Genomic DNA, 14,238 nt, shown 5'->3' with positions numbered 1-14,238 from the left:
ACTCACACCTGTAAACCGCTGTGCGGCTGCATGATCGCGCGGCGAGGACAGCCCGTGTCGGCCCCTGCCTTGACACCTGCTTCTTCCGACAGGCGAGATGATCGCTGGGGTGGGAGGATTACCGCAACGAGCCAACTCTCTGGCGAGTGACAACGGAGGTAGACATGAAGGTCCCGGCGTTCCACTCGACGGTTCCTTCGGATCTCGACGTCTATCACGACAACGAAAGCTGCATTTTGGCCGCGCGCATCGCAGTACCCCATCGTGCCCCCGGGGTCGACGGCCGACCGTGGTGCACTGCCTGCGCGTCTTTGGACTGACGAGCGACCACCAGCTCACTCACACCCATGTCGCCGATTCGGGGACAACTCCATGGGCCAGAGCGTTCGCATCGATGACAGCGCGGAGCCACGCGGTCAGACCGGCCTCGACCGTCTCGTAGAACAGCGCGTCGTAGAACTCGGAGAATCCCGGATCGGCCACGTACATCCGCCCCAGACACACCTGCATCGAGTGTGTGCAGTCGAAGTAGACCCCGATCGACGCTCGGTGGCGTTCTGCCAGCGAATTCGCCTCGGCGCTTCCCGGTTCGACACCCGCGCGGCACGCCAACGCCAGATCTTCGTTGAGCGCCTCGACGCAGTCGGCGATCTTCTGCCAATCCTCAGCGGTCCTACCCGCCGACCGTTCCGCGTGCTGCGCCCACTGCACACTGTCACCCCAACGCTCGTGCGCCTCCAGTCCCCATGACGGCTGCCAGTGACGGCCGAAGATCGACACCTGCTCGTCTGCCGGCAACAGCACACCGAACTTCCTGGCATCGATGATGCGATCCAAGGACTCGCCCCGTTGCTCCAAGTCGGCAATCCGTTGTCGCAACTCGGCGCGCTGCCCGCGCAGTGTTTCGTCCACGTGGGTTACCGGCGATTCGAGCAGTATCCCGATCTCGTCGAGCGACAAGCCCACGTCGCGGTAGACAAGTACGCGACCAATTCGGCCGAGGTCGGCGTCGGTGTACAACCGGTAGCCACCGTCACTGCGCCCGGATGGGCACACCAAACCGATTGCGTCCCAATGATGAAGGGTACGTACAGTTATGCCCAGCCGAGATGCGGCAGCACCGACGGTAAGAGCACTGTCTGCCTCGCCTCCGAAGAGTTGATCCGTCACGGCATCCAGTTTGACAGACGCGGTGCGCGAGACCACCGCGTCAGACTTCTGTTCAGTCGTCGGGTCCGTCAATTCCCATACCTCGCAGATGCTCGGCCTCGGCACTGTTCGGGTCGTACGGACGAGCGGCCGTCATGATCACACGCGCGTTCTCCGGTGTCACGATCTCCAACTCCAGTGAATTCCACGGCTTCAGGTCTGGACCGCTGGTGCATCCGGGCCGCAATTCCTCACACGCCTTTGCTATCTGGTCCATCTGACTCAGCACACACGCAAAGCTCACGCTGATGGACGGTGGTGAATCTGCTCGCTCGCCGGGCACGAGCAGAACGTCTTGAAATGCCCAGCGCCGCAGATGCGTCAGTCGATCAGGCACCGAAAAGAGGTCGAAGAAACCGAGCCCGCGGATCCAGAAGTCTGCCGATTCGGCCAGATCCGAAGTCGGAACCGACACGAACATCGGCATACCGTAGAGACCTCGGAACTGTTCCGGAGGCACGGCATCGGTCGTAGGGACAGGGACGGGGCTGATGTCGAATGCTGGGTAGGTATCGGTCATGAAATCATCGTGAGCCCTCACGCTACGTCAGGGTCAAATCGTGTGAAATCCGATCACAAAACACAGTGACCGGAAAATACAGTGATCAGAAATCGAGAAGCACCGAGCCCGCAATCCTCATAGGTTTGTCGAAACGACGCTCACGCCGACAAACTGGAGGTAGCCGACCATGGCACAGACGGATCCAACACCGAGCGATCCCATCGGGAATCACAGCGAACCGAAGTCCGGCGGTCCCGGCGCACTGTCACGGTGGATGCAGCGGAACGCGAACGCCCGCACGAATCGCAAGATTCGGCGCGGGAAAGGCACATTCATGGGAATGGACGTCCTCATCTTGCACACGGTAGGCCGACGCAGCGGGCAACTCCGAGAGACTCCGCTGATGCACCTGTCCGACGGCAGGGGCGGTCTGTTGATCGTGGCTTCGGGCGGCGGCGGTCGAAACCCGGACTGGCACTCGAATGTGGTGGCGCATCCCGATCGAGTGTCTATCGAGATGCCCGGCCGAAATGCCGTACCAGTCACAGCTCACGAACTCGAAGGCGACGATCGCGAGCAAGCGTGGCACCAAGTGGCCACCGCCCAGCCCCGAATCGCCAAGTACCAGAGCAAGTCCGATCGCAAGTACCCGCTGATTCGGCTCACCGTGATGTGAGTGGTGGTGTGAGCCGAATCAGATTGCGCGATTACACCTCGCCGGCGAATACACCGCCGTCTGCGAATACACGTTGGGCAAAGCGTTCGCCGATGAGACGATGCGTTGCAGCGTCCGGATGGAGCTGATCGGGAAGCGGCAACTCTTCGTTCTCCGCGGCACCGTAGAGATCACACCCGTCGATGTAATGCAGATTGGGATCATCGACTGACCGCTGGGTTACGATGCGCGCCAACTCTTCCCGAATCGAGCGCAGCGTCAGCTTCCCGGATGCCCGCTCGGCGGGATCTCCGGTGGCAACGAATCGCATTTCGCCTCTGGCAAGAGCGTCGAAGTCGAAGGCGCCAGGCCCCGGTGTGTCCTCGTGGATCGGGCAATAGACGGGCGAAACGACCAACAGCGGAGCCACTGGATGACCGTCACGTACCGTGTCGAGGAAGCCGTGCATTGCAGATGTGAAGGCCCGTAAGCGCATCACGTCGGAGTTGACCAGATTGATCCCCATCTTGATGCTGATCAGGTCAGCAGAAGTGTCGCGCATCGCGCGGGCGGTGTACTGGTCCAGCAGAGCACTGCCACTGAACCCGAGGTTGATCAGATCCACGCCGCCGACGGAGGCTGCAAGAGCAGGCCAAGTGCCGGAGGGACTTTCAGCGCCGGATCCTTGACTGATCGAGCTTCCGTGATGGAGCCACACGCGGCGCTTCGTATCAACCGCGAGTTCGAGTGGCGCGTCGGTTCGCAATGCGACAAGTTCGGTGGTCTCGTTGTGTGGCAACCAGATCTCGACGGTCTTGGATCGCGCGGGCAGCTCCGCGAAACGGATGATACTGACAGGTCCGGACTGCCTCTGAGCGGTACCGGTAGCCATGTCGATCGTCACCGTATTGCCGCCCGTAGCGCTTGCTTGCCCGGCCAGTTCGCCGTCGACGAGCAGGTCGTACACCCCTTGCGGCCTCGGCGGAGCGCCGGTGTAGATCATTTTCGTGGGCAGAGTATCTAGTTCGATGCTCGTGGCGCTGGTTCGGAATACTAGCCGCACTCCGGACGGTTGTGATTGCGCCATTGCCATCTGCCCGTCAGCGAATTGCGTGCGAGCCTTGGCAGGTAGGCGGTGCGTCAGCACACCGCGTTCGGTCCGTTCGATTTCGAGGGCTCCGCGCACGATGTCGTCGGAAATTTCGGTAGTAATCCAGCTGCTCTGGCTGTGCATTTCATTCACCTGAAATCGTTTACGGAAGTTTGCTACTGCTGATAGTAATTTGCCTATACTCTTTAGGCAAGTGGTTTACCCTCCCAACGAACAGGACCGATTGACATGCCTCGCGCAGGACTCACAGCCGACCGCCTCGCGATGGCGGGCGCGGAATTGGCCGACGAGGTCGGCTTCGAGCACGTGACCGTATCGGCAGTCGCCAGGCAGTTCGACGTCAAGGTCGCAAGCCTGTACTCCCACGTGAAAAGTTCGAACGACCTCAAAACCAGAATCGCGTTGCTCGCTTTGGAGGAGATGGCCGACCAGGCTGCCGACGCCGTGGCCGGTCGGTCCGGCCGCGACGCTTTGACCGCCTTCGCGAACGTCTATCGCGACTACGCGAAGGCACACCCCGGCCGGTACGCCGCGTCACAGATGCGCCTCACCCCGGAGGACGCAGCAGCGAGCGCGGGCTTCAGACACTCGCAGATGATGCGATCGATTCTGCGCGGATACAACCTCACCGACCTCGACCAGACTCACGCAGTTCGGTTGCTAGGCAGCGTTTTCCATGGATATGCCAGCCTGGAGTTAGGTGGATCGTTCAGCCACAGTGCACCGGACAGCGCCGAAAGCTGGTCCAGGATCCTCGAGGCTCTCGATTCGATGCTGACCAATTGGCCCGCTCCGCAGAATCGATTTTCGGTCGAAGCAAACACCTCCATCAGCGAGGCGTAGCGTCCTGCGTTTCCTTCTCCCCAGGCAATCGTCGAGGTTCGGGAGCGCTGCGGACGAGCAAGATCGGCGTAACAAGTAGCAGTACACCGGAAATGACGATTGCAGCGTGTGTGCCAGTGAACACCGCCATTACACCCCACCCTGCGGTCAACAGCGCAATGACGGCTTTGTTGGTCACTGACCAGGCCGTCAGAACGCGGGCAACACGATCAGTCGCAACCCTTTCGAGTCGGTAGGTCGCGAAGATCGGATTGAAAACTCCCATGCAGGCGATCAAGAGGAATTCAACTGCGATGACAACCACGAGTCCGCCGACACCTGGGGCGACGAACACAAGTCCAACTGGCCAGCAGGCTCGCAGGACACCGGAGACGGTCATAACTCTGCGTCGCCCGTAACGCGCGACTAGCCGCGGAGCCAACCGAGCGCCGATCAAGCCACCGAGGCATGGAAGGCCGAATGCAAGGCCGTACTGCCAAGGCGAAAACCCGAGTTCGCCCACGAGCAGAACAACCAGTAGTGGTTCGGTCGCCATTATGAGGGCGTTGACCAACACCGTGTTGAAAAAGAGTGGCCGCAGTTCGGAGTCAGCGAGGATGAATCTCCAACCGTCGAACATCGCCTTCAGATTCGGCGTCGGCTCGTCGCGCCGATCGGGGCGAACCTCCTGTCCTCGGATGGCATACAACCCGACTGCCGAGACCAGGAATGAACCGGCGTTGGCGATCACCGTGACAACCGGACCCAACATTCCGATTGCTCCACCACCCAACGGCGGACCAACTGCGGTGGCGGCCCAAGTCGTGGATTCGAACCGCCCGTTGGCGACCAGAAGTTGCGATGGTTTCAGCAGGTGCTTGAGATAGGCGCCGCTCGCTGCCACGAATGCGATATCGGCTGCCGCAACAACGATCGAGACCAAAAGCAGCAGCGTGAATGTCAACCAACCCATGACAAATGCCACCGGGACGCAAATCAGTACACAAAACCGCACAAGGTCCGTCGTGATCATCACTGGCCGCTTGCGGAGGAATTCGACTTTCCCGCCGAGAGGTACTGCAATCACGGCACCGACTGCCAGCCCGGCGGCCGCGAGCATGGACACCTGGAAGGTGCTGACATCGAGAACCTGGATCGCGATGAGGGGTAGAGCACCGAATCCCACCCAGGTGCCGACAGTGCTGGAGACGTACGCGAACCACAACCACCCGAATTCTCGACCAAGTCGCGCGTTTTGAGCTTCCACGTCCACCCCCTGTGACCACCGATATTCGACAACGAGGATCGAATCACAGCTGTGTGACCTGTAGCAATCAACTGCGAGGCGTCCGTGCCACAACCATCGGTGGTGTACATACGATCGGGAGATGGACTTCGACACCGTGCGAACTTTTGTCGTGGCAGCCGATCTCGGGCAGTTTCAAGCAGCAGCAGACGAGCTGTCGATCAGCCAGCAGGCAGCATCCAAGCGGATCATCGCGCTGGAGCGAGAATTGGATGTCCGACTGTTCAATCGCACGCCGAGGGGCGCACAGATCACGATCGACGGGCAGGCGCTTTTGCCCCATGCACGCGAATTCCTTCGAGTCCACGAGCGAGCCGTCGCCTCTGTGCATCCGGGCCGGCGCGCACTGCGGGTCGATGTCCTCAACCGTCGGATCGCGCCCGCCGTTCTGATCCAGGACTTCTACCGCGCCAACCCTGGAATCGACCTCGACGTCGTCACTCTGTCTACCTCGAACGCTGTCGCCGCGATCGCTGCCGTCAGATCCGGCGAGATCGACGCGACCATCCGCGCGGTGATGAAGACGAGCGGTGAAGTACCTGACGGCATCAGAATTACCGGCCTACTCGAGGATCCGCTCCAAGTCTTAGTCGGACCTTCGCACCCCTTCGCCGGCTCACCGTCCGTCACCCCGACTCAACTCGCCGATCACCGGATCTGGATTCCCGGCATCGTCCCAGGCACCGAGTGGTCCGAGTACTACGAGCAACTCTCGTCCACATTCGGTCTCACGATTGATGCGATCGGCCCAAACTTCGGAACCGAGGCACTCCTCGACGCAATCGCCGAATCTACCGAGTTGGCAACACTTGTCGGCCAAGGAGATCGATACCTCTGGCCCGCCGGTTACGACTTGCGACGCATTCCGCTCCGCAACCCAACGCCCGTCTACCCACACTCGCTGATCTGGCGCGAGGACAATGCGCATCCGGTGCTCGGCATTCTTCTCGCCTATCTCGAGAGTCAGCACGAAGCCCGTCGGACAACCGACTCATGGATGCCGACGCCTGCTGTCTCACACTGACCGTTGGGCCTCATCGACGGATTGCGCAAAGGCAGCAAAGACTCGATCGATGTTCTTTCGGTGCTTCCCCCAATCGAGGAACTGCGTACTGAGCGCCGAACTACTCGTGACCGCAACCGCGGACCCACCTGGCGCCGGACGCACCTCGAGCACGACGTGCTCACCCCAACTCGACAAGCTGATCTTCGAGCTTGACTGCAGTGCTGTTGGACCGATCTGCCTCACGTTGCCGAAGATGGCCGTCAAAGTGTTGTGCCCCAACGCGAAAGCCGACTCGGCCGGAAGGCGAAAGGTATAGATCTGTGTCCGGGAGAGTGCCACGCGCTCAGTGTAAATCACCGCCAGTCCCGCCCAGGCGACGCCTCGTGGGCCAAATTCCAGGTGGAGCGACTCACGTACGCGACAAACTTGCCTATTCAGCACGGTGCAAAGCGCCCCGGAGGAGGCGTTCTCACGCTACCCTCATCTCCGAATTGGACGTTTGTCTAGAAAGGTCACCGGATGCGCGCGCTGTTGCTTGCCACCCTTGCAATCCTAGCTATCCAGATTGCAGCCCCGGCGGCAAACGCTTCACCTCCGGATCCGGGCTGGACTCTCCCCCAACTGACCGTCGCAGATCGAACGATCAAGGACGTCGACGGACGAACGGTGTTGCTCCGCGGCGTGAACGCCAACGGTCTCAATGACTACGCAACCAACGGCACCGGTCTACCCACCGTTACGCCGCTGGGAAGAACGGACTTCGCGCAGATGGCCGCGCTGGGCTTCAACGTCGTCCGACTCAACGTCGCGTGGTCCCTCCTCGAACCGACCCGCGGTGCATTCGACACTGCGTATGTCGACCGGATTCGAGGCGCAGTCCAGAACGCGAAAGATCACGGCATTTACACCGTTCTCGACATGCATCAGGACGCATGGGGCCCGTACGTCGGCACCCCGAGCGACCAGTCGTGCCCGTCTTTCATGGAGCCGGGAGTCGGCTGGGACGGCGCACCGGAGTGGGCAACCCTGACCGGCGGATGGACGACCTGCAACATCGGTGGACTCCGGGAAGCCGCACCGGCGATCGCCCATGCCTTCCAGGCGTTTTACGACGACGAGCAAGGAATCCAGAGTCGCCTCGTGGCTACGTGGGCGCGGTTGGCCGCCGAGTTCAAAGACGAACCGGCGGTGGCCGGATACGACCTGTTGAACGAACCGAATCCCGGCCTGCGCGATCCATTCACCGCCGCTGATCAGATCGGGCAGTTCTACAAGCGGGCCACCGACGCCATCAGACAGGCCGAATCAGGCGGATTTCCGCACCTCGTGTTCTTCGAGCCCAGCGCGATCTGGTCGGCATTCGGCTTCGACGCGCTGCCCCCACGCCAGTACCTGACCGATCCTCTGGTGGTCTTCTCGCCACATCTCTACAGCGAATCGATAACAGTCAGTAGCGAATTCCCCGGAATCGAAGACGGGTTCAAGATCGCCGACCGCGCTGCCGCCTGGTACGACGCCCCGTTGTGGACGGGTGAATGGGGTTGGTTCGGGGATGCCGGCGAGCAGGGAGCAGACGTCGACCGCTTCGTCGACGCCACCGACAAGTACCGGATGGGCGGCGCGTGGTGGTCGTGGACACAAGCGTGCGGTGACCCCCACCCGGTTCGGGACGGCAATACCCACCAGCCGCAAGGAAATTTGAATCGCATCGACTGCCCTTCCGGCGAATCACTCGGGCTCGTAGAGGGATTTGCCGGGCCTCTCTCGCGTGCTTATCCGCGAGCAGCGCCCGGCACACTGACGGAGTTGTCGCGCAACGGGTTTACCGGGACCGGTACCGGACAGGTCGAAGCCTGGTACCCCGGCACCGACCGGCCACAGCTCGAGACCACGAATCTCGCTGACGTCCGACTGTCCCCGATCGAGGGCGGCTGGCAACTGATCGGCCACGCCGATGGCGACTACGCGGTCAAGCGCGCCTGATCGAACGATCATCCGGGAATCGCACGTTCACACCACGCGAAAGAGCGGATATCAGAAGATTCCGCCGATTCCTTTGCCGATCAGAACAACTCCGACGACCAAGATCAACACGCTCATCACCGTGGTGTTGTTGTCTTGGAGCCAGACCTTGAGCTTGGCCAACGGCTCGCGCAGACGATCAGCAGCCACCAGGTATCCGATGACCGGGATCGCGACCGTTGAACTGGCGATGATCGTGAAGACAAGGACAGAGGCGATCACTCCACTGGTCGCCAGCGACGCCGAGCCGATCGACACTCCCGCCGCGATGCACATCAGCAGATTCTTCGGGTTGATCGCGGCGAGCGCGAATCCTAGGCCCAACCCCTTGACCGCGGTCATCTCGTCGATGGCTTGCATCCACTTCGGTGTTTCGTGTTCGCCGCTGCGCCCTCGCCACTGCTTGACCGCGACCGCCAACAGGAGGACACCGAGAGCGAGTTTGATCCACGATACCGTGGCAGACGGTCCATTGTCCGAGGTGCTGAGGGCACTGGACAGGGTGACAAAAAGAACTGTGGCAATGAAGATTCCGAGCAGCCAACCCAACGCGAACCCGATGCTGGTGCTACCCGCGCGCTTGGAGAGCAACATCAAGATCGTGGCGATGACGGCTACCGGAGACACGGCGACACCGACAGCTATGGGGAGGAGATCTCCGATAACGGAACCCATGTCAAAACTCGTTTCTCATCGGGACGCAGTCGATACCGCTGCGCGCCAATGCTGACACTCTGTGCGCCTACATCGTTCGTGCCTCATTCGAAAGGGATGAGCGCCCGAACGCCGGACCTCCGTCTCGCCCCGTCAATTCGTCTGTGCTTGTTGGAATGCAGCGGCAACACCACCGACGTCTCCCCCGACTTGGAACACGCCCCTAGGCAGGTCGGGAAACACTGCATCGCTGACGACGACGACAAACAGAAGTCGGCGATCGTCGGGGGTGATCATGTAACCCGACAACGCTTGAAGAGTGACTATCAACCTGCCGGTGTCAGATTCGACGTCGGCGGATGTTCCCGTCTTACCGATGACCTTCCCCTTTGCCGGACTGTCGGTTCCCACGCCCGACAACGAGCCTCGCTCACCGAGTACGGGTTGACCTGCCCAGAACGTATCGGCCCATGGCTGCTGGTCCACCCAGTCGAGCCACTGGAGGACGGCTGCGGGCGTCGATTGTGACGGGTCTCCACCCTGACCGTCCATGACCACCAGGTCGGATGCTGCAATACCTGCCTTCTCGGCGAGTGCCCGCACGGTGGGAAGACCGTCGCTGCACGACGACGATCCTGTCGCTACTGCCAACAGACACAAGAAAGTGTTCGCGCCCGTGTTGTAGCTTGTCGCGAGAATCATCCCTCCCGACTCCGAAATTGGTGCCGATTGCAGGCTCGCAACTTGTCGACTTCCTGAATATGTCCGATCGACAGGCAGGGCAGCCGTGCTGTTCGTACGAGATACCGATGCAACCTCGATTCCATTGCGTCGCAGTGCTTCTACGAACAGCTGACGCGCCCACGTCGGCGCGTCGGTAATGCGATAGACAGTCAGCGATGTCTTTCCAGCCGGCACCGACCCGGTCACGTTGATCCGGGTGGGATCGGACGGATCGGCCGCAACCTTCAGAGTCGAGTCGCTACCTTCCTCACCCGTGGTGACCTGAGCATCGACGCGGAACAGGCCGTTGCCGGGAAGCATGTCGATGGTGGCGGGCTCACCTACCGCACCCGGACTCGCCTGGATATCGACGAGGTTGTCGTTGACGAAAATCGACGGGACCAGGCCTTCGACTGTCGAGTATGTGTCCCACAGACGAGGGTCCACCAGAACGTCGCCGTTTACCCGAGTGATGCCGGCGTCGGCTACTTGTCGTGCGAGATCGTTCAGGCCTGCCAGCGGATCACCGGGCGCGAGAACGGCTCCTGGCAGGGCATCGGCGTAGACGTGGTCGATGCCGTCGGTGGCGAAATCGAATCGGCCTTGTGCGGCGTTGCGCCCACCGAGCGCGAGGTCACCGGAGCCGACCAGCACCAGATCACCGGTAAGGGTGCCCTCGACGGGGAGAGAAGTGGCATAAACGGGGGTGGTGACAGTGCGGTCTACACCAAGGGTGTCGTAGGCGGTGCCGACGGTGAAATGTTTGGTCTGGGAAGCCAAAAACATCGAGCTATCAGCATTGTTGCTGTAAATCACCTCGTCGGTGGCGGGGTCGACCAAGAGATAGGACCACCGAGCCATGGCGTACGGATCGGTGGCCATGATGCGGGCTGCCTCCTCGGGAACCTGTTGCGCCGGAGCCGATGCGGAATCGGAATTCGACGGCTTCGCTGAACATGCGGTGAGGACTACTCCGACGCTGATCAACGCAGCGACGGCGCGAACTGATGTGGGGTGCGGCATGGACGCTCCTGAGGATGCATGACTGATTTGTCGTAATTTACTGCAAAGTGCAGCATGCAGAGTGCAGTATCGCTTAAAGTCCCTCTATGAACCCTTTTGGGAAGTCGACGTCCTTTCACAACGTCAAGACCTGCAAAGTGGCTGTGGCCTGCATCGCTACGGCGTTGCTGCTCTCAGCCTGTTCGTCCGCAACCGATTCCGAGTCCCCCTCGTCGTCCCCGCCGACCTCCGCCGGGTCTGCGGACAGCGCCGTCTTGTCTTTCGACAGCGCCGCAATGGATTCCGTCGTCTCCGAGAAGGCAGAAGAGTTCCGTGAGATCGCAATGGTGGTCATGATCACGACGCCGACGCAGAAGTACGTCAACACATGGGGTTCGGTCAGGGAAGGCGTGAACGAGCCTCCCACTCTGGACACCAAGGTTCGCGTGGGCTCGAACACCAAGACCTGGACCGGTACGGCCATCCTGCAGTTGGTCGACGAAGGCAAGGTTGCGGTAACCGATCCGGTCAGCAAGTTCCGCCCAGATGTCCCCAACGGCGACAACATCACCATCGGCGACCTACTCGACATGCGTAGCGGCCTGTACAACTACACCGAAACCCTCGAACTCAACCGGGCGCTCGACGAGCAACCGGAGCGAGTGTGGACACCCGAGGAACTGCTGGCAATGGGGCTGAGCCAGCCGCCGTATTTCGCGCCCGACACCGGTTATCACTACTCCAACACCAATACCGTTCTCCTCGGCTTGATCGCCGAGCAGCTGGACGGCAAGCCGATTCAGCAGATCTTCGCGGACCGATTCTTCGGGCCACTCGCACTCGCAGGGACGTCGTTTCCTGCGAACACCGACACCAGCATCCCGACTCCGTTTGCAGACGGCTACACCTACAGTGGCAACGTCGAAACGCTCGGCGAAGGCAAAGAGGCTCTCCCACAATCTCGCCTCGACGCGATCGCCGCAGGCACCGAAAAACCGACCAACACCACTAGGCACAATCCCTCGTGGACATGGTCTGCAGGTCAGGGAATTTCGACTGCAAACGACATGGCGACATGGGTCAAAGCTCTGGGAACCGGTTCGCTCCTGAGTCCCGCCACACAAGAGTTGCGTTTGAACAGTGTGCAACCCACAGATGGCGAAGGATCCGCAGGATACGGATACGGTATCGCTCAAATGGGTCCGATGTACGGCCACATCGGCGAACTGCCCGGCTACAACTCGTTCATGGGGTACGACCCGGTCAACGACGTAGCCTTGGTGGTGTGGGGAAATCTGGCACCCACGGCCGATGGTTTCGCCCCGGCCTCTGCCGTCGCTGCAGCGCTCGTCCCCTTCATCTACGGCAAGCCCGCTCAGGACACATCCGACGACATCGCCGACACCGAGGATGCAAACGGTGAAGGGAAGTAGCACTTGTAGGCTCGGATGTAACCGCGGAACGAAGGGAGCCATGTGGCTCAGCGTGATCTCACACCTACCTCGTACATGATCCTGGGACTGCTGACGGTCAAGGACTGGTCGGCATACGAGATCGCCGAACAGGTCGGACGCGGGGTCGCCGAGTTGTGGCCCAGCGCAGACCGACAGCGATACAACGCCCCCAAAATACTGCTTGAACGCGGTCTGGTCACGGCGAGCACGGTAACGAAAGGCACTCAGCGCTCGCGCACGGTCTACTCCATCACCGACGAAGGTCGCACAGCGCTGAGTGACTGGCTCGCCACCCAGGCCACACCCCCCGCCTTGCAGTTCGAAGGCATGATCCGCGTGATCTTCGCCAACCAAGGCACGATTGCCGACCTGCGGACCAACCTGACCACCATGCGCGAACAGGCAACTCGGTCCCGAAGTCTGTTCGTCTCACACGCACAACGGATTTCGGCCCCCGAAGCCGGCACACTCCCCCAGCAGAATCATCTGATGGCACTGGCCAACCGGTTCATGATCGGCCACTTCAACCACATCGCAGAATGGGCCGACTGGGCGCTGGAAGAAACTGCTGACTGGCCCGACACAGTGCAACCGGCAACAACCCACCGAAAGCGCACCGTCTCCACCCTCGCTCACTCGATAGAAGACGGAAGTAGCTAGATCCCCCTCGAAAGCCATCGGACGTCGGTCCGACACCTTCTCGAAACCAGTTCGATCAGCGATCTGGAAGAGAACAGTCCGACGGACGCGGACCGCGGGCGACGATCAGAGAAGCGGGACCCGCAAAGTCCGGTGACGAACGAGAATTCCAAGTGCACGGCGGGGAAGGATGTCGACAGCCGGCGGAGGCAGCACTGGACGACATTGAATCTGGAGTAATTTCTTCTCGAAGTGGTTAGTTCACGGGTAGACGGCGATCTCGATAAGGTTTACGTCGGGGTCGCGACAATAGTGCGAGACCATCTCGCCGAGGGCACCCAGTTTGGTCACGGGCCCGTCGAGCACCTCGACCCCACAGTTCTCCAGGTGCTCACGGACAGTTCCGGGTGACGCAAGAGTGATGAAGCACAAATCCTCGGAACCTGCTGCCTCGACGGCGCCGGTGGTCCAGGCCGGGTCTTGCTCCGCCGATCCGAGAGTCCTCGGATTGATCTTCTGATCTCCGAACTTCAGTGCAGTGCGTGCCGTGGGGCCGAATATCTCGATCGTCATTCCGAGTACCTTCGCGTACCACTGGGCGGTGGCGTCGACGTCACCCCGCCACCGATTGAAACGCGAAACGGCACCGAATCGCCGGTCAAGCGACTAGCGTCGAATCGTATGACTGCACTCAACGCTTTTGCACGTACCGGTGCCGCGGTCTTTGCGGCCCTTGCGATCTCCGGCGTGATGATGCCGGGTACCGCGGCAGCGGCGCCGAGCACGGTTCCGTTCCAGGTCGACCCTTACGTCCCGCTCGTCGACTTGCCCACTCCCCACCTTGCAGCGATCGTCGGCGAAGAACCGGGCGTCGCCGTGCTGCACGTGCAACGCGCACCCGGAGACGGAAACCCCCACTCCGCGGTCGTCCACTGGCTCAGTCTCGGCACCGGAGCGTACGGATCCGCATCATTTCCGACACTGGATGCACAACCCGTCACGATTCGTCCGGGCTCGGGTCAGGTCGTCGCATACGTCGATCCCCAGGCGATCGGAACACCGGGCCTCGGAACCTTCTTCGTGCCCTGACACCTCCGTATCCGCCAGACCGTGGTCCCTGCTCTGACAGGGCC

The 14,238-nt window shown here is 61.2% G+C and carries 15 protein-coding genes and 1 pseudogene; 8 read left to right on the top strand and 8 right to left on the bottom strand.

Annotation, left to right across the window (positions count from 1 at the left end; genetic code table 11):
- Window positions 1-146: 146 nt before the first annotated feature.
- The gene (locus tag FEZ59_RS29095) at window positions 147-320 is read left to right on the top strand and encodes a hypothetical protein (RefSeq protein ID WP_153211278.1); all 174 of its coding nucleotides are present in this window, start codon (window positions 147-149) and stop codon (window positions 318-320) included.
- A gap of 19 nt (window positions 321-339) precedes the next feature.
- On the opposite strand, the gene FEZ59_RS29090 is transcribed toward FEZ59_RS29095, so the two are convergent.
- On the bottom strand, window positions 340-1,170 hold the full coding sequence (locus FEZ59_RS29090) for a MerR family transcriptional regulator (protein WP_346343257.1): 831 nt from the start codon (window positions 1,168-1,170) through the stop codon (window positions 340-342).
- A gap of 52 nt (window positions 1,171-1,222) precedes the next feature.
- The gene (locus FEZ59_RS29085) at window positions 1,223-1,729 is read right to left on the bottom strand and encodes a VOC family protein (protein ID WP_172933531.1); all 507 of its coding nucleotides are present in this window, start codon (window positions 1,727-1,729) and stop codon (window positions 1,223-1,225) included.
- Between the two features lie 169 nt (window positions 1,730-1,898).
- Here FEZ59_RS29085 and FEZ59_RS29080 point away from each other — a divergent pair, with 169 nt between their 5' ends.
- A complete protein-coding gene (locus tag FEZ59_RS29080) occupies window positions 1,899-2,387 on the top strand; it encodes a nitroreductase family deazaflavin-dependent oxidoreductase (protein ID WP_172933530.1) in 489 nt (162 codons plus the stop codon).
- A 31-nt stretch (window positions 2,388-2,418) separates the two neighbouring features.
- Here the strand turns inward: FEZ59_RS29080 and FEZ59_RS29075 are convergent, their stop codons facing one another.
- Entirely contained in the window at window positions 2,419-3,600 is a 1,182-nt protein-coding gene (locus FEZ59_RS29075) for a GDSL-type esterase/lipase family protein (protein WP_031331571.1), read from the bottom strand.
- 105 nt (window positions 3,601-3,705) lie between these two features.
- Here FEZ59_RS29075 and FEZ59_RS29070 point away from each other — a divergent pair, with 105 nt between their 5' ends.
- A complete protein-coding gene (locus FEZ59_RS29070; protein WP_080910497.1) occupies window positions 3,706-4,320 on the top strand; it encodes a TetR-like C-terminal domain-containing protein in 615 nt (204 codons plus the stop codon).
- Here the strand turns inward: FEZ59_RS29070 and FEZ59_RS29065 are convergent.
- Window positions 4,307-5,566 carry an MFS transporter gene (locus FEZ59_RS29065; protein WP_097388197.1) on the bottom strand — a complete coding sequence of 420 codons (1,260 nt, stop codon included), beginning with the start codon at window positions 5,564-5,566 and terminating at the stop codon, window positions 4,307-4,309. The two genes, FEZ59_RS29070 and FEZ59_RS29065, sit on opposite strands and share 14 nt — an antisense overlap.
- Window positions 5,567-5,687: 121 nt before the next feature.
- On the opposite strand from FEZ59_RS29065, the gene FEZ59_RS29060 reads away from it, so the two are divergent.
- On the top strand, window positions 5,688-6,629 hold the full coding sequence (locus FEZ59_RS29060; protein ID WP_080910495.1) for a LysR family transcriptional regulator: 942 nt from the start codon (window positions 5,688-5,690) through the stop codon (window positions 6,627-6,629).
- Here the strand turns inward: FEZ59_RS29060 and FEZ59_RS29055 are convergent.
- On the bottom strand, window positions 6,621-6,950 hold the full coding sequence (locus FEZ59_RS29055) for a hypothetical protein (RefSeq protein ID WP_133053431.1): 330 nt from the start codon (window positions 6,948-6,950) through the stop codon (window positions 6,621-6,623). The two genes, FEZ59_RS29060 and FEZ59_RS29055, sit on opposite strands and share 9 nt — an antisense overlap.
- 180 nt (window positions 6,951-7,130) lie before the next feature.
- Between FEZ59_RS29055 and FEZ59_RS29050 the strand changes: the two genes are divergently transcribed.
- Complete coding sequence (locus tag FEZ59_RS29050; RefSeq protein ID WP_070385288.1) at window positions 7,131-8,594, top strand: cellulase family glycosylhydrolase; 1,464 nt, start codon at window positions 7,131-7,133, stop codon at window positions 8,592-8,594.
- Between the two features lie 51 nt (window positions 8,595-8,645).
- Here the strand turns inward: FEZ59_RS29050 and FEZ59_RS29045 are convergent, their stop codons facing one another.
- Window positions 8,646-9,308, bottom strand: coding sequence for a GAP family protein (locus tag FEZ59_RS29045; RefSeq protein WP_172933529.1), 663 nt, complete (start codon window positions 9,306-9,308; stop codon window positions 8,646-8,648).
- Window positions 9,309-9,440: 132 nt separating this feature from the next.
- On the bottom strand, window positions 9,441-11,033 hold the full coding sequence (locus tag FEZ59_RS29040; protein ID WP_172933528.1) for a D-alanyl-D-alanine carboxypeptidase: 1,593 nt from the start codon (window positions 11,031-11,033) through the stop codon (window positions 9,441-9,443).
- An 86-nt stretch (window positions 11,034-11,119) separates the two neighbouring features.
- Here FEZ59_RS29040 and FEZ59_RS29035 point away from each other — a divergent pair, with 86 nt between their 5' ends.
- Window positions 11,120-12,445 carry a serine hydrolase domain-containing protein gene (locus FEZ59_RS29035; protein WP_172933527.1) on the top strand — a complete coding sequence of 442 codons (1,326 nt, stop codon included), beginning with the start codon at window positions 11,120-11,122 and terminating at the stop codon, window positions 12,443-12,445.
- Between the two features lie 42 nt (window positions 12,446-12,487).
- Complete coding sequence (locus FEZ59_RS29030) at window positions 12,488-13,126, top strand: PadR family transcriptional regulator (protein WP_046378434.1); 639 nt, start codon at window positions 12,488-12,490, stop codon at window positions 13,124-13,126.
- 240 nt (window positions 13,127-13,366) lie between these two features.
- On the opposite strand, the pseudogene FEZ59_RS29025 reads toward FEZ59_RS29030, so the two are convergent.
- A pseudogene (locus FEZ59_RS29025) lies at window positions 13,367-13,726 on the bottom strand (VOC family protein); the annotation flags it as partial.
- A 60-nt stretch (window positions 13,727-13,786) separates the two neighbouring features.
- On the opposite strand from FEZ59_RS29025, the gene FEZ59_RS29020 reads away from it, so the two are divergent.
- Window positions 13,787-14,194, top strand: coding sequence for a hypothetical protein (locus FEZ59_RS29020; protein ID WP_019748092.1), 408 nt, complete (start codon window positions 13,787-13,789; stop codon window positions 14,192-14,194).
- The last annotated feature ends 44 nt before the right edge of the window (window positions 14,195-14,238 follow it).

It is taken from the genome of Rhodococcus sp. MS13, assembly GCF_013277835.1.
GTDB classification, from domain to species: domain Bacteria; phylum Actinomycetota; class Actinomycetes; order Mycobacteriales; family Mycobacteriaceae; genus Rhodococcus_F; species Rhodococcus_F erythropolis.
The sequence above is the reverse complement of the archived record's forward strand: the minus strand, read 5'-3'. Positions and strand labels throughout refer to the sequence as shown.